The sequence below is a fragment of the Chryseobacterium indologenes genome (assembly GCF_002025665.1).
GTDB classification, from domain to species: Bacteria; Bacteroidota; Bacteroidia; order Flavobacteriales; family Weeksellaceae; genus Chryseobacterium; species Chryseobacterium metallicongregator.
Window position 1 is genome coordinate 105,864 of the sequence record NZ_CP018786.1, and the last position, 16,526, is coordinate 122,389.

General features: G+C 36.4%; 14 protein-coding genes. 7 read left to right on the top strand and 7 right to left on the bottom strand.

The window, feature by feature from the left end:
* Nucleotides 1–11 precede the first annotated feature (11 nt).
* Together msrB and BUE84_RS00480 are read left to right on the top strand one after the other, a co-directional pair.
* Nucleotides 12–539: a peptide-methionine (R)-S-oxide reductase MsrB gene (msrB, locus tag BUE84_RS00475; protein WP_079240068.1), complete on the top strand. Its 528-nt coding sequence runs from the start codon at nt 12–14 to the stop codon at nt 537–539.
* A gap of 127 nt (nt 540–666) precedes the next feature.
* Complete coding sequence (locus BUE84_RS00480; RefSeq protein ID WP_079240069.1) at nt 667–1,422, top strand: murein L,D-transpeptidase catalytic domain family protein; 756 nt, start codon at nt 667–669, stop codon at nt 1,420–1,422.
* Nucleotides 1,423–1,468: 46 nt separating this feature from the next.
* Here the strand turns inward: BUE84_RS00480 and BUE84_RS00485 are convergent, their stop codons facing one another.
* The 7 genes from BUE84_RS00485 to BUE84_RS00515 all read right to left on the bottom strand — a co-directional run bounded on the left by BUE84_RS00485 (nt 1,469) and on the right by BUE84_RS00515 (nt 7,888).
* Nucleotides 1,469–2,593, bottom strand: coding sequence for a TlpA family protein disulfide reductase (locus BUE84_RS00485; protein ID WP_079240070.1), 1,125 nt, complete (start codon nt 2,591–2,593; stop codon nt 1,469–1,471).
* A 181-nt stretch (nt 2,594–2,774) separates the two neighbouring features.
* A complete protein-coding gene (gene fabF / locus BUE84_RS00490) occupies nt 2,775–4,016 on the bottom strand; it encodes a beta-ketoacyl-ACP synthase II (RefSeq protein ID WP_079240071.1) in 1,242 nt (413 codons plus the stop codon).
* Nucleotides 4,017–4,018: 2 nt separating this feature from the next.
* Nucleotides 4,019–4,444 carry a PaaI family thioesterase gene (locus BUE84_RS00495; protein ID WP_079240072.1) on the bottom strand — a complete coding sequence of 142 codons (426 nt, stop codon included), beginning with the start codon at nt 4,442–4,444 and terminating at the stop codon, nt 4,019–4,021.
* A gap of 9 nt (nt 4,445–4,453) precedes the next feature.
* Complete coding sequence (locus BUE84_RS00500; protein WP_079243824.1) at nt 4,454–5,722, bottom strand: acetyl-CoA C-acetyltransferase; 1,269 nt, start codon at nt 5,720–5,722, stop codon at nt 4,454–4,456.
* Nucleotides 5,723–5,732: 10 nt separating this feature from the next.
* Nucleotides 5,733–6,338: a TetR/AcrR family transcriptional regulator gene (locus BUE84_RS00505; RefSeq protein WP_079240073.1), complete on the bottom strand. Its 606-nt coding sequence runs from the start codon at nt 6,336–6,338 to the stop codon at nt 5,733–5,735.
* Between the two features lie 174 nt (nt 6,339–6,512).
* Nucleotides 6,513–6,932 carry an OsmC family protein gene (locus BUE84_RS00510; RefSeq protein ID WP_002982623.1) on the bottom strand — a complete coding sequence of 140 codons (420 nt, stop codon included), beginning with the start codon at nt 6,930–6,932 and terminating at the stop codon, nt 6,513–6,515.
* 89 nt (nt 6,933–7,021) lie between these two features.
* Nucleotides 7,022–7,888, bottom strand: coding sequence for a helix-turn-helix domain-containing protein (locus BUE84_RS00515; RefSeq protein WP_079240074.1), 867 nt, complete (start codon nt 7,886–7,888; stop codon nt 7,022–7,024).
* A 200-nt stretch (nt 7,889–8,088) separates the two neighbouring features.
* Here BUE84_RS00515 and BUE84_RS00520 point away from each other — a divergent pair, with 200 nt between their 5' ends.
* The 5 genes from BUE84_RS00520 to BUE84_RS00540 all read left to right on the top strand — a co-directional run bounded on the left by BUE84_RS00520 (nt 8,089) and on the right by BUE84_RS00540 (nt 16,439).
* Nucleotides 8,089–8,967: an AraC family transcriptional regulator gene (locus BUE84_RS00520; RefSeq protein ID WP_034691624.1), complete on the top strand. Its 879-nt coding sequence runs from the start codon at nt 8,089–8,091 to the stop codon at nt 8,965–8,967.
* Between the two features lie 387 nt (nt 8,968–9,354).
* Nucleotides 9,355–12,321, top strand: coding sequence for a SusC/RagA family TonB-linked outer membrane protein (locus tag BUE84_RS00525; protein ID WP_079240075.1), 2,967 nt, complete (start codon nt 9,355–9,357; stop codon nt 12,319–12,321).
* 17 nt (nt 12,322–12,338) lie between these two features.
* Nucleotides 12,339–13,964: a SusD/RagB family nutrient-binding outer membrane lipoprotein gene (locus BUE84_RS00530; protein ID WP_079240076.1), complete on the top strand. Its 1,626-nt coding sequence runs from the start codon at nt 12,339–12,341 to the stop codon at nt 13,962–13,964.
* Between the two features lie 171 nt (nt 13,965–14,135).
* A complete protein-coding gene (locus BUE84_RS00535) occupies nt 14,136–15,437 on the top strand; it encodes an MFS transporter (RefSeq protein WP_079240077.1) in 1,302 nt (433 codons plus the stop codon).
* 30 nt (nt 15,438–15,467) lie between these two features.
* On the top strand, nt 15,468–16,439 hold the full coding sequence (locus tag BUE84_RS00540; RefSeq protein ID WP_047376309.1) for a glycoside hydrolase family 130 protein: 972 nt from the start codon (nt 15,468–15,470) through the stop codon (nt 16,437–16,439).
* The last annotated feature ends 87 nt before the right edge of the window (nt 16,440–16,526 follow it).

Sequence of the window (16,526 nt, forward strand, 5' to 3'; positions counted from 1 at the left end):
TAAAATTTACCATGAAATTTTTAATTTCAATAATCATATTAATTATTCTGCAGGCATGCACGCAGAAATACGAACCCATTAAAACCCTTCCTATGGAAAATACAGAAGCAAAAAACAATCCATACTATTCCAGAACCGATACTACCAAACTCAATGTTTCCAATGAAGAATGGAAAAAACTCCTGGCTCCTGATCTCTATGCCATTGCCAGAGAAGCAGCTACAGAAAGAGCTTTTACAGGAAAATACAATGAATTTGATGAGGTGGGTGAGTATTATTGTGGTGTGTGTGGAAATCATTTGTTTCGCTCTACATCAAAATTTTCCAGCAGTTGCGGATGGCCGAGTTTTTTTGAAGCTGATAAAGAAGGAGTCTATTATGTGAGAGATCAGTCTTATGGGATGGACAGGGTAGAAGTGCTCTGCAAAAGATGCGATTCCCATCTGGGGCACGTTTTCGATGATGGTCCGAAGCCTACAGGATTGAGATATTGTATGAATTCTATAAGTCTGGAATTTGTTCCGGATTCTCAAAAATAACCACTTTAATTCACAAAATCAGGACGTTAAAGTTTCTTAAATAGCGTTAAACTTTTTAGAGTTATAACCCTTTGGTAATTATGTTTTTATAATTTTGCCCCACTAATTTGGATTTATATAGTATTGAATGAAAGGATTTTATAGTGTATTAGGCCTTGTTTACATGGTGACGACTTCATTCTACATTTCCCCAAAAGTGGTGGCGAAAAGTGAGAATGTAAAAACAACGAAAACTGAAAAAGTAGCTGAAACGAAATCTGAGAAGAGCACAACAGCAGTATCTTCATCAGAAGCATTATACCAATCTATTGCCTTTGATCCGGAACATGAATTGAACTATGAAGTGTTCTCAAAAGCATTAACTGGTTATGAAAATTTAAAAAAAGCAGGATTGCTTACCCAAGACTCGCATTTATTAACGATCTGCGATTTTTCTATGTCTTCTAATACAAAAAGACTTTGGATTATTGACCTGGAAGACAAAAAAGTTCTGTTCAACTCATTAGTAGCACACGGAAAAAATACAGGCGAAGAATTTGCGACGAATTTTTCTAACAAGGAAAGTTCGCTGCAGAGTAGTCTGGGATTTTATATCACGGATGCAACTTATCAGGGTGATAACGGATACTCTCTGAAGTTATTGGGAATGGATAAGGGCTTTAATGATGCTGCATACAGAAGAGCAATTGTAATGCATGGTGCGGATTATGTAAGTGATGCATTTGCTGCGATGCACAAAAGAATTGGAAGAAGCTGGGGATGCCCTGCCGTCCCAAGAGAACTGACACAGTCTATAATCAACACGATTAAAGGAAAAAACTGTCTGTTCATTTATTATCCCGATCAGAATTATCTTTCTTCCTCAGAATGGTTGAAAGCATAAAAATAAAAGCAGTCATTTTTTTGACTGCTTTTTTCTTTTGAAGAAATTATTGTAAATATTCTTTAATAATTGTTCTTGCCTCCTCAATGCTATTGCTTATTCGGGCAATTATTTTTCCGTTTTCATCGATGATAAAATGAAGAGGGTAGCTTGTAGCATTCACTTTCTTTTGAAAGTCTTTGTTTACATCAAAGAAATTAACCCAATTCGCATTATTTTTCTTTAAAATATTCCTGGCAACCTCCATTCTATTAGATTTTTGCTCGTCTGTAATGGTAATAAAATTTACATTTTGGCCTTTATATTCATTGTACAGATTCACAATTTCTGGCATTCCTTTTATGCAGGGAGCACAAGTTGTTGACCAATAATCGATAAAGGTTAATTTATATTTCTTAAAGTCTTCAGAAGTCAATTTATTCTGCTTGTCAAAATAGATATCAGGTATTTTTTGTCCGATGGATGTAGATTGTTCTGCTTTTAAACGAGCTTCAACACCTTTGTATAATTTGCTTTGCTTAAATTTTGCAGAAAATAAATTCAAGTTTTCCAAGTAAGCAGGATGGTAATCGTTAAGAGTATAATCATTCACAATTTCCCATAATGCTACATATGAATCTGGATTTCTCCTGATATATTCTCTTAAAAATTCCTGTTTTTTGTCCATATTGATCAAACTGTCAAGCTGGTGAGGACTTTTTGATTTTATATAAAACGGTTCCAGTGATGTTTGTAAAATCTTATATTCTCTGTTAGTCGGGGAGTCTATATTAAGTTCTACATTATGAATGTCTTTGGGTAAATCAATTTTATATTTTCCTTTTTCTAAGAAAAATACTTTTGTACTATAGGCTGCTTCACCCTTTTTTACCATATAGCCAAAAGCTACAGGCTGAGGGTATTCTATAAAACCATTGACAATATTTTTCTTTTGAATTTTAAAATAATAAATGGAATGATCCATCCTCATCTTTTTTCCAAAATCAGAAATATTGTTGTTCGGCTGGATTTTGAATGTATAAAGGTCTCCAAATCCTTTTCTCGTTATTGGAGCTCCCAACATGAGACTGTCATTAATGTATGAATCTGAACGGAGATCAATTTCAAAATTATTCTGAGAATAAATACAATTTGAAATGAGAATTAACACTGCATAGAAAAGTTTCTTCATAAAATATTTTGTAGGGGAACTAACTTACAAAAACTTTCATACATAAAAAATCCCTGTACTTTAAAAAACACAGGGATTGTAAATATTTTATTAAAGATCTTTCTACATTTTGTCCTTAGGACTAAGCAAGAATCTATTAGTAAATTTCAGATATAAAATCACTAGAAATGCATTTTAAAAATTAAGAAAATTTCTTAAAAATTAAAGTGGCATTATGGCCTCCAAATCCAAAAGCATTACTTAAAGCATACGTAATATCTTTTTCCTTTGCTTCTCCAAAGACGATATTGATATCCTGAGGAATATTCTCATCAATACTGTGAAGATTGATTGTTGGAGGAATAATTCCATTCTGAATAGCCTTGATTGAAAGAATGGCTTCCACTGCTCCGGCAGCACCCAACAGGTGACCAGTCATTGATTTCGTTGCACTGATATCAAGGTTTTTGCTTCCTTTAAATAATTTATTAATTCCGTTCAGTTCAACCAGATCTCCCAGTGGGGTAGACGTAGCATGTGGATTAATATAATCAATATTATCTACATTGATTTCTGCTTCATTAAGAGCTAACTGCATTGCTTTGATGGCTCCAACACCATCAGGATGAGGTGCTGTCATATGATAGGCATCTGCTGTCATCGCTGCACCTACCAGTTCTGCATAGATTTTTGCTCCTCTTGCTTTGGCGTGCTCATATTCTTCCAGGATCAGAGTTCCCGAACCTTCACCCATTACAAAACCATCTCTGTCTGCATCATAAGGACGGCTTGCTGTTGCAAAATCATCATTTCTTGTAGACATGGCTTTCATAATAGAAAATCCTCCGATAGAGGCAGGAGAAATGGCAGCCTCAGAGCCACCGCTTACAATCACTTTTGCTTTTCCTAGTCGAATATAATTGAAGGCATCCATTAATGCCGTATTTCCGGTGGCACATGCAGAAACAGTTGTATAATTGATTCCCTGAAGACCATATTTCATAGAAATCATTCCTGATGCCATGTTAGCAATAAATTTCGGTACAAAGAAAGGATTGAATCTTGGAGTTCCGTCCCCAGCCGCAAAATTCATGACCTCACTTTCGAAAGTCCACATTCCGCCTTGTCCTGTTCCCCAGATCACACCAATGTCAAATGGATCCATGTTTTCCAGCTCAAGCCCTGAATCTTTTAAAGCTTCTGCTGTGGAATACATTGCATATTGTGAAAATAAATCACTTCTTTTAATTTCGTTGTGGGTTAAATGTACTTTTGGATCAAAATTTTTAACTTCACAAGCAAAATGTACTTTAAACTTTTCTGTGTCAAAATGGGTGATTTTGTTTGCTCCACTCACTCCATTGATGCTGTTTTGCCAAAATTCTTCGACATTATTTCCCAAAGGCGTCACTGCGCCAAGACCTGTAATGACAACTCTTTTCATACTTAGTTATTGATTTTGAATAAATTCGAGGTTCCTCTCGCTATTAGGCGGGTCTTATCTGCATTCCATATTTCGCACTGAGCGTTTACAAACTGCTTTCCTCTTTTAATGATTTTAGTTTCGGCTACAATATTATCATTTTCTTTTGCAGTTGAAAAATAATCAATGACATTATTTATGGTGGTAATGAAAGAATTTTCATTTAAAGAAAACATGGTGGCACCAATGATGTCGTCTACTATTGCGGCTGTAACTCCACCATGCAGGTTTCCTATGGGATTCAGCCATTCCGGTCTTACCGTATACTGAAATGACAGTTGTCCCTCATCTGCCGAAAGAACGATGGGATTCAGCCATTTCATAAAAGGGGATGGTGACTGATCGAATTCTTTTCCAATGAATTGCTGTAATTGTGCTAATCTATCCATATTTAATTTTTACTTTTCTAAAATCATGGTTACTCCCTGTCCACGGGCTGCACAGATGGATATAAATCCTTTTCCGCTGCCTTTTTCATGAAGAAGTTTTGCCAGTGTTGCGATAATTCTTCCTCCTGTTGCGGCAAAAGGATGGGCGGCGGCAAGGCTTCCTCCTTTTACATTCAGTTTACTTCTGTCTATTTTTCCGAGGGCTTTTTCCAGCCCGAATTTTTGCGCAAGCTCCTCATTTTCCCAGATTTTGATGGTAGCTAAAACCTGTGCTGCAAAAGCTTCATGAATTTCATAATAATCAAAGTCAGAAAGATTCATCCCTGCTTTTTTAAGCATTCTCTCTGCGGCAAAAACAGGAGCAAGAAGAAGATCCTGTTTATTTTCAACATATTCTATTCCTGCCAGTTCCGAAAAACTGATATAAGCTAAAACAGGAAGGTTGTTAGCTTTTACCCACTCTTCACTGGCCAGCAAAACTGCGGAAGCTCCGTCCGTAAAAGGGGTAGAATTTCCTGCGGTTAACGTTCCGTTCTGTTTATCAAAAGCAGGTTTTAGTTGTGATAGTTTTTCAATACTGCTGTCACGTCTCAGATTATTGTCTTTATCTAAGCCAAATGCAGGAGTAATCATATCATCAAAGAATCCTTCATCATAAGCTTTAGCCATATTCTGATGACTTTTTAAAGCCAGTAAATCCTGTTCTTCTCTGGGAATATTGTAGTATTTGGCAGTAATTTCTGTGTGTTCACCCATTACCAGACCTGTTTTAGGCTCCTGTCCTTTGTAAGGAATAGGCATCCAGTCTTTCAGTTTCGGACTTAAAAGCTGTTTTATTTTTCCAAAAGCAGACTTTTCTTTATTGGCTTTTAAAAGCGCTTTTCTTAATCTTGGTGAAGACTCAAACGGGATGTTGCTCATTGCTTCCACACCGCATGCAATCCCTGATTCTATCTGGCCCAATGCAATTTTATTTCCGATATAAATAGCTGCTTCAATTCCTGTATCACATGCCTGCTGAAGATCACAGGCAGGAGTTGCAGGATCAAGTGTGGTATTCATCACTGTTTCCCTGATGAGGTTACTTTCAGAAATGTGTTTAATGACTGCGCCGCCAGCAACTTCTCCGAGCCGTTTTCCTTTTAAATGATAACGATCTATTAATCCGTTGAGAGAAGCAAGAAGAAGCTCCTGATTACCCTGCTCTGAATAAGCGGTATTCATTCTGGCAAAAGGAATTCTGTTGTATCCTACAATAGCCACTTTTTTTGTTTCCATATTGTATAATTTATGATGGAAGAATATTGAGTTCATGATCAATCATATGACTGACTTTGTCTAAAGCGTGGTTTAGAAAACTTTGGTCACCCATTGTTTTTGAAAGCAGGATTCCGCCTTCAATAAGCATGATGAATAGAGATGCGAATTGCTCAGCATTGACTTTTTTATCAACTTCACCTTTACTTTGCCCTTCTGCAATGGCATTTGATATTTTTGTCATCCATTGTTCAAAAGATTTTTTAACCTGAGTTTTTAAAGCAGGAAAAGAATCATCAGCTTCAGTTGCAGCATTCATTAACGGACAGCCGCCGTTGGCAAAAACAAACTTCCAGTTTTTCCGGTAAAAATCTACAAAAGCATGCAGTTTATCCAGTGAGGTTGGATACTCTTCACCAAAAGAACGACTGAGTGTTTTGCTCAATAATCCGGAATTGTATTTGTAAACTTCAATTGCTACTTCATCTTTGTTTTCAAAATTTCCATAGATACTTCCTTTCGTCAGTCCGGTGGCCTGAGTAATGTCGGATAATGAGGTGGAAATATAACCCTTCGTATTAAAAAGAGTAGCTGTTTTCTCAATGATATGCTGTTTTGTTTTTTCTGCCTTCGACATTTAAATGCTTAATTATATGCAAATATACAAAAATATACCATTCGGTATATTTGTTTGAAGATTTACTTGATGCACCTATTTTGTGGCTTTAAGTTTTGGCTAAAGCCAATCGAATTGTTTTTAAAATAAAAAACGGGCTAAAGCCCGTTCCTATTGATATTGAAATTAAGATTTTTAATTTTCTAAAGTAGCATTCAATGTAATCTCAAAGTTGAATGCTGCACTTACAGGACATCCTTCTTCAGCGATTTTAGCAAATTTCTGGAATTCTTCTTCAGAGATTCCCGGAACCTTAGCGGTCAATGTCAGCTCAGATTTTGTAATCTTTCCAATATTAGGATCAAGAGTGATGACCGAAGTTGTTTTTAATTCTTCAGGATTATAACCTGCCTGAGATAATTCTGCATCCAGTTTCATCGTGAAGCATCCAGCATGAGCTGCTGCCAGTAATTCTTCAGGGTTGGTACCTACACCATCCGCAAAACGGCTGTTGAAAGAATATTGAGTCTGGTTTAAAGTTGTACTTTGTGTTGTTAAATGTCCTTTTCCTTCTTTGATAGTACCGTTCCAAACGGCTGTTGCGTTACGTCTCATAATGTTTGTTTTTGTATTTAGTATTGTTGTTTGATTTTGATGTTACAAAGGTATGTCTGTGACGGGGAGTATTCAATAGATAAAATGATTTAAATATTGTACTTTTTTCCCGAAGTGTAATTTTTTTTGAAATTTGCAGGAGTGCTTCCTGTTTTGTTGGTGAAAAGACGGTTAAAATAAGCCGGATCTTCATAACCAAGACCGTAAGCAATTTCTTTCACAGGTTTATCCGTATAAAACAGTAACCTCTTTGCTTCTAATAAGATTCTGTTGATGATAAACTGATTGGGTGAGTCCAGATTTAAATTTTTAAATTTATGAGTTAATGTTTTCGGAGCTATATGAAGCAGCTCAGCGTATTCTGCTACATTATGCTTCTCTCTGAAATGAATTTCAAGGTGTCTGCTGAAATCCCGGAAAATATCAAGCTCACTGCCTGGTATTCTGAGTGTATCATTATCCAGATTTTGTTTCTTCCATTTGCGGGTAGCCCTGATGATGATCTGTTTTACATAGGTTCTGATCATTTCCTCTGCGGAAGAATCTTTCCATTCAAGTTCTTCCTGAATATTCTGGAACAAACTTTTTATAAGAGAGGTTTCAGAATCATCAAGCTCTACAAAAGGAATTTCAAATACATTATGAAAGAGAAGGCCGTCGCAAGCCACTTCTTTATCATGGATCTGAATACAGTAAAAATCCCGGTTGTAGAAAAGAAGAATAGATTCATCTTTCCCTTTTTGGATACTCAAATGTTGGTTGGTGAGGAAGAAAAGTGAAGGCTTCTTTGTTTTATAATGAGTAAAATCTATTGTAAGTTCATATTCTGAAGGAATAAAAAATACTTTAATATCTGCAGAGAACCGATTCCCGTTGAAATTCTCCAGATTTTCTTCTGAAAATACTTCCAGTCCGAATCTTTTATAATGATCTTCAAAAATAAGCTGTTGTGGCATCCTTTAACTTTAGTTTAAAGATACAAAAAAGCATGATTTGAGCTGCATTAAATTATTGAACCTATGATTTCTTATGTTTGATATATAAAATTGAAATAAAATAAATCGGAAATATGTTTTTACATTGATATTATTTTATCATTTTTACAAAGATTTGTATTGTGACCTAAAAGTATTAACCTTTTTTCATAACTGCCTGTATGAGCGAATTAGAAAATATTCTGAGAGAAATAACTCCACTATCTCCTGAGGATAGTTTTCTCGTATTTGACAGGATTAAGGCCTCCTTCGACTTTCCGTACCACTATCATCCGGAAATTGAAATCAATTTTATCTACAAAGGGAAAGGGTATAGAAGAATGATTGGAGACCATACCGGAGAGATCGGAAATATAGAGTTGGTGCTGGTAGGACCCAATTTACCACACTGTTGGGCAAATTATAGATGTAAGAACAGAAAAACCCACGAAATTACTATACAATTTAATCAGGATTTCTTCCATCAGTCACTAATGGAAAAAAATATTCTGAAACCTATCAATAATCTGATGAAAGACTCCATCAGAGGAATTCTTTTTTCTACAGAAACGGCTGAAAAACTAAAAGATTCGTTTCTCAATCTTTCCAAGATGAACAGTTTTGAATCTTTTATAGAAATTATGAAAATTCTGAATGAATTGGCTGTAGCAGAAAATAAAACACTTTTGTCTTCATATAGTATTGAGCTTGAGTCTTTTGCGGATAATGATAAAATGAAGGTTGTTCATGATTTTGTTCATAAAAATTTTGAGAACAAAATAACGCTGGATAATGTAGCATCATTGGTGAATATGAGCAATGTGACGTTTAACAGATTTATCAAAAAAAGAACAGGGAAAACTTTTGTTAACTATCTTAATGAGATCAGAATCAGTTATGCTGCACGCTGGTTGATGGAAAAGAATCTTACAGTCTTTGAAATTGCTTTTGAAGCCGGATTTAATAATATTGCCAATTTCAATAAGGTATTTAAGTCCATCAAAAAGACAACTCCAACTGAATTTAAAGAGCAGTTTAAAGGAGTTAAAAAGATTGAATAATACGTATTAAAAATTTACATTTTTCTGTTTTATATCTTATCTGGCGTCCTAAAATTCCGTCCGAAAATCTATTTTTTTTTTGTTAAAATACCGGAATAAATCCCCTTTTTTTAATTGTCGGGGAAGTGTTGTATTTTACTGATATTTAAAGCGTTAATGGCTTTTAATTTTGATTGCTGAAAAAATAATATCGTTTTATGATAAAATAGTATTATATCAGACTGACTACAAAATTTAGATTTGTGAATGTGAATTAAATCTTAACAAAACTTTAAATTATTTAATACATAAACGGCAAAATTTTGCTGAAAAAACAATAATTTTTTTTGTATTAAAAAATAAAGTAATGTCACTGATTCTCAATTAAATCTAACGAATCTATACCTTATGAGAAAAGCAGTTATACCCGTTCTGTTCGTTTTTTCACTTACTGCGAATGCACAGGAGAAAAAAGCGGCCGACACTACGAAGACAACCAGTATTGAGGAGGTTGTGGTCACCTCTTTGGGGATAAAAAGGCAGGCCCGCTCTTTGACATATTCCAGTCAGCAGATTGGTGGAGATGAGCTTACAGAAGTGAAAACTCCTAATCTATTAAATTCGATCAATGGAAAAGTTTCCAACGTACAGATCAACAGAACCAATGGTGTAGGTAGCTCCGTAAGGGTGGTCATGAGAGGAGACAAGTCTGTCAACAGTGCACAGCCACTGTATGTAATTGATGGTATTCCTATTATCAACGGAACAGGAAAATCTGCGGATATCGGGCAATATTCCAATATGCCGGATCCGGGAGATGTACTGAGCTCCATAAACCCTGATGATATTGAAAGCATCAACTTCCTGAAAGGAGCTTCTGCTTCTGCATTGTACGGTTCTGCCGGAGGTAACGGGGCTATCCTGATTACGACAAAAAAAGGACGTGCAGGGAAAAGCTCAATTACTTACAGTTCCAGCCTTACTGTAGACAGAGCATACAGTCTTCCAAAACTACAGCACAGTTATCTGTCTTATGACCCTTCTGTATCAGGATCACAGCCGGGACAGTCAATAGAAAGCTGGGGTGCAAAAGGTGCTTCCAAAGATTATCTTAAAGATTTTCTGCAGACAGGAACGACATGGGTAAACAGTCTATCTTTCCAGTCAGGAAATGAAAAATCAACAAGCTATTTCTCTATTGGAAATACCACCAACAAAGGAGTGGTTCCCATGTCTTATTTTGATCAGTACAATGTTTCTTTCAGAAATTCAAGTAAGTTTCTGGACGATAAGTTAACATTAGATGCTAACTTCATAGGTTCATTACAGGAAAGTAAGAACAGACAGACTCCTGGAGCATCTTTTTCTCCTTTGACAAGTTTGTATTGGCTGCCAAGAGGAGTGGATTTTGATCAGTATGGTCCTGATAATTACGCTTATTTAAATAAAGAAAGGTATTTACCCGCTCAAAACTGGTGGGAGGTTAATCCAGATGGAAGTTTTAAAGGAAACCCGCCAACACAGAACCCTTATTGGATTTTAAACCGTAATCCGGTTACTGTAAGCAATAAAAATACTTATGGAGCACTTTCACTATCTTACCAGATCAATCCTTGGTTAACGGCAAGAGTGAGAGGAAATTATAGCTGGAATATTTCAGACAGTCAACGTGATATTGCTGCTTTTTCAGCACCTACTTTACTGGCTGTTAATGAGGGGGTTAATGGAAGAATCCTTAAAAATACATATGAAAACTCTTCTACATATGGGGACGTATTGCTTATCGGTAGTCCTAAAATAAATGAGTCTATCTCTTTAGATTTTACGGTAGGAGGAAGTATCAATACGACAAGAAATAAAATAGGACAAATTGATAATGCTTATCTGACAAATCCTAATCTTTTCACGTTGAGTAATCTTGAATGGGGTAAAAAAAGATCCCCTGGTGATGGATATCATAATATCTATACCAATATGAAGAAGCAGGTGCAATCTGTATTTGCCAGTGCTACATTAGGTTATAAAAATATGTTTTATGTAGACATGACTTTTAGAAATGACTGGGATTCCAGTTTGGCCTTAACGGGAAGAACAGGATTTGACTATGAATCTGTTGGAGCTAATGCTGTGTTATCTTCTGTTTTCAAACTGCCGGAAGCCATTAGTTTCTGGAAAGTAAGAGGATCTTATGCAACTGTAGGATTAGGGTTGCCTACCAATATTTCCAATGCAATGATTGAATATAATAAAGGATATACCTTTGGGGTAGACGCAGGAACACTTGTGTTTCCAAAGAGTTCATTCATTACTGATCCTAAGTATAAGGATCTGTTTCCGAAACCTGAATTTAATAAAACTTTTGAAGTTGGAACAGAGCTAAGGATGTTTAATAACAAATTAAGTTTTGATATTACTTACTACAACTCCAATACGAGTAATCAATTGTTAGAGACAAAAATAGATTCTTATTTCGGAGGGATAGCTCCGGGATCATATTATATTAATGCCGGGAAAATCCGAAATACAGGTTTTGAATCTTCATTATCCTATAAGGTCTTCAGTTCAGATAAATTTGGATGGACAACTACATTAAATGCTTCTGCCAACAAAAACAAAATTGTTGAATTGTTTCCATCAAGTTTACCTATATCAGAAAACCAAATTTTCTCATTAACAGGAGGAGGGGAATACACAAAACTGAAATTAGGAGGATCTTTTGGCGATCTTTACGGAATTAAGTTTAAAAGAGACGATCAGGGACGTATTTTAGTGAATGAAAAAGGAATCCCATTAGCAGAAGGTACTCCTTCTTATCTGGGTAATCCGAACCCTAAGTTTATTATGGGATTCAATAACTCTTTTAATATTGGTAAGCTGGGAATATCTTTCCTTATTGATGGTAAATTTGGAGGTAAGGTACTTTCCCTTACAGAAAAAGCAAACGATATCTATGGAGTTAGTCAGTCTACAGCCGATGCAAGAGATGCGGGCGGGGTATCTATTCCAAATGCAGTGTATGCACCTGGAACTCCTAATGCAGGGCAGGCGTATACTGGTTTAACCAATGCAAAAGATTATTATAAAGCAGTTGGAACAACAGAAGGATTTGGAAAAGGTATTGATGAAGCCTATCTGTACAGTGCTACAACAATACGTTTACGCCAGGCTTCCATTTCATATACTTTTGATATTCAATCTAAATATATGAGAAATGCAACAGTAAGTTTAGTAGGTACCAACTTATTTTTCTTCTACAAAAAAGCACCGTTTGATCCAGAGCAGGTATCTGGAAATACACCTGGTGGAGTTGGGGTAGATTCATTCGGATTACCGGTTACTCGATCTATTGGATTATCATTAAAAGCTAACTTCTAACTTTTACAATTAAGAAAATGAAAATCAATCATATTAAAATATTGGCATTCGGAGCTGTACTATTGTTCTCCGCTTCAGGATGTACTAATGACTTTGAACAGTATAATCAGGAAAAGGCAGGAGGTCCTGAAAATTTTTACGCTGATTTTATTGCTGTTGTTGATCCGATGAAATCCATGCAAAGAGGATTACAGTCAGATTATCAGCTGTATCCTAACCTTAGTGCAGATATGTACAGTGGAATGTTTAGTACAGCAACACCATTTAACGGAGGGGTAAATAACCTTACCTATTCAATGATGGATGGATGGAACAATAGAATTATTGCCAGACAACAGGATATCTTCAATTACTCTCTTATCATTGATAATACGGCTAGGGAAATCTATAAGGGAGTAGATTTTACAGGAACATTTGCTGTTAAAAAAATTCTGAAAGTCATTACAGCCGCAAGAGTTTCAGACAGCCATGGCCCTGTAGTTTACAGCAAATATGAAAAGCCAAATCCGAATGGAGTAACTGATTTTGATTCTCAACAAGAAGCCTATAACTATTTTATTGCTGATCTGACTGCAGCCATTACAGATCTACAGAAAGTAATTGCCATGTCAGCAACACAGAATGTAGAAGATAAATCGGCATTGAAAAAAGCAGATTTAGTATATGGTGGAAATATGGCGCAATGGGCAAAATTTGCCAATTCATTGAAGCTGAGGCTGGCTATGAGAATGAGCTATGCTGATCCTGCAAAATCTAAACAATACGCAGAAGAGGCTTTGGCTTCACCTGCAGGATTGATTACTGACAATGCAGATAATGCGTTGATCAGTGTAGGACAGTCAGAATTGAGTTTTATCATTTACTCATGGGGAGATTGTTTAATAGGTGCTCCGCTGATGGCTTATATGAATGGATATAATGATCCAAGACTTCCTGCATATGCTATTCCGGCAGCAGATGCTAGTCTACAAGGAAAATATATAGGAATACGCCAGGGGATTGATTTATTAAATGGTAAATCAACTTACGGAGGATTCTCGCAACCACAGGCAAAATCTGCCAGCGGAGATTATTTTTCCGGAACTGACGGTAAAATGAAATTATTTACTGCTGCAGAAACATGGTTCCTAAGAGCTGAAGCAGCTTTGAGAGGCTATGCAGGAGCAGGTGATATTCAAACCAACTATACTACCGGAGTGCAGCAATCTTTCGGAGAATGGGGAAAAAGCGCAAGTGTTACAACATATCTTGCCGATGCAACTTCTACAGAAGCTCCTTATGTTGACCCGAAGAATACAGATAACAATGTACCAGTTGGAAATCCACAATTAAGTACCATCACTATTGCATGGAATAACGGGGATACCAACGAAAGAAAATTAGAAAGAATTATTACCCAAAAATGGCTTTCACTTTATCCAAACGGACCGGAAGCATGGGCTGAGCAGAGAAGAACAGGCTACCCGATTCTTTTCAAGGTAAGAAAAAATGACAGCGGCGGAGCGATCAGTACGGAAGCAATGATCAGAAGAATTCCTTTCACTATTGATACCAAAACTTCATTATATAACTACCAGCAGGCTGCACAAATGCTGAACGGACCTGATACCGGAGGCACTAAGCTATGGTGGGATAAGAAATAAAAATATTCAGAATCACTCATCAATAAAGAGACATCTCAATATCAGATTTTTATTTGATCCATTCATTAAGACAGGAGAATAGAGTAGAATCTCCAAAAAAATTATAGTTTCGTTTTTAGTCTGAATGAATTTTTGAGATGTTCTCTTTTATTTAGAATCTTATTTTTAAATATGGGAAAAAACAACTCCGGAACCCGTCGGATCCAGCCAATTCTTTGGATTTCCACATTATACTTTGCAATGGGTGTTCCCTTTGTAACCATTAATGCGGTTTCAGGAATCATGTATAAAGATATGGGTGTTTCGGATTCGCAGATTACATTCTGGACAGCTCTTATCCTATTCTCTTGGACTTTAAAACCACTTTGGAGTCCGTTTTTGGAGATCTATAAAACAAAAAAGTTCTTTGTTATTTCTACTCAGTTTGCTATAGGAATTCTGTTTGCATTAGTCGCTTTAAGTCTTCCAATGCATGATTTTTTCAAATACAGTATTGCGCTTTTTGCCGTAATAGCATTTTGTGGAGCTACCCATGATGTGGTAGCAGACGGAACGTATATTGGTTTTCTTACCAATAAAGAGCAGGCGAAATATATTGGCTGGCAGGGCGCTTTTTACAATCTTGCCAAGATTATCAGCAGTGGAGCATTAGTTTATTTCGCAGGTGTTTTAGAAAAAACAAAAGGCGTTACGCATGCCTGGATGATCATTATGGTGATCTATGCATTACTGTTTTTTGTATTAGCGATTTATCACTATTTCATTCTGCCAAAAGAAAATAAAGAAGAGCAGAAAGATGAGAAAACCGCTGGAAATGTTCGTAAGGAATTGTTAGAAGTGATTACCTCTTTCTTTACCAAAAAGAAGATTTTATGGTGTATCCTCTTCATTATTCTGTACCGTTTTGCAGAAGGATTTGCGATTAAAATAGCTCCTTTGTTTTTTAAAGCTCCAAGGACATCAGGAGGATTAGGACTATCCACTTCAGATATCGGACTTATTTACGGAACATACGGTTCTGCAGCATTCATCTTAGGGTCTGTATTGGCAGGATATTTTATCTCAGCCCGCGGATTGAAAAGATCTTTGATATGGCTATGCTGTGCGTTTAATATTCCATTTGTGGTATATGCATTATTGGCTCATTACCAGCCTTCAGATCTAATGCCTGTGGGAATTGCTGTAGTAGTAGAATATTTCGGTTACGGATTTGGTTTTGTAGGGTTAATGCTCTACATGATGCAGCAGATTGCACCAGGTAAACACAAAACAGCACATTATGCATTTGCAACAGGAATTATGAACCTTGGGGTGATGATTCCCGGAATGTTCAGCGGAATGATCAGTGACTGGATCGGATACAAAATGTTCTTTATCTGGGTATTGATCGCTACCATTCCTGCTTTTTTGGTCACTTTATTTGTCCCTTTTCCTCATCCGGAAAATCAGAAAGAACAACAAATCAATTCATAATAATTAAAAATAAAAAGTAAAAAATACTTTATGACAGCTCAATCAGTAATGATCCCTTGGCAGGATCGCCCGGAAGGTTGCAATGATATCATGTGGAGGTTTTCCGAAAACCCGATCATTAACAGATACGCGATACCAACATCCAACAGTATATTCAATAGTGCCGTGATTCCTTTTGAAGACGGATTTGCCGGAGTCTTCCGTTGCGACAACAAGGCAGTACAGATGAATATTTTTGCTGGTTTCAGTAAAGACGGAATCAATTGGGACATCAATCATGACCCTATTGAAATGCAGGCAGGAAATACGGATATGATTGAATCCGATTACAAATACGATCCCCGTGTAACGTTTATAGAAGACCGTTACTGGATCACTTGGTGTAACGGATACAACGGTCCTACCATAGGAATTGGTTATACTTTTGATTTTAAAGAATTTTTTCAGTGTGAGAATGCATTTCTTCCCTTCAACAGAAATGGAGTTTTGTTCCCTGAAAAAATCAATGGTAAATATGCCATGCTGAGCCGTCCTAGTGACAACGGACATACGCCTTTTGGTGATATTTATATCAGCTATAGCCCAGATATGAAGTACTGGGGAGAGCACCGTTGCGTGATGAAAGTAACACCTTTCGAAGACAGTGCATGGCAGTGTACAAAAATCGGAGGAGGGCCGGTTCCTATCAAAACAGAAGAAGGATGGCTGCTTTTCTATCATGGAGTGATTAATACCTGCAGAGGATTCAGATATTCAATGGGAGCTGCTTTGCTTGATCTTGAAGATCCTACAAAAGTATTGTATAGAACAAAACCTTATCTGTTGGCGCCAGCAGAATTGTATGAACTGACAGGAGATGTACCAAATGTGGTTTTCCCTTGTGCAGCATTGACTGAAGGAGACAAAGTAACAGTATATTACGGGGCTGCTGATACCGTAGTTGCGATTGCCTTTGGATATATCTCAGAAATCATTGATTTTATGAAAAAGAATTCAATTTAATAAAGTAATATAAAGTTTAGGAAAATAGGTTAATCATCTTAATTTTCCCTTTTTCTGGGAATTTTATAATGGTTTTCCTATTTTTAA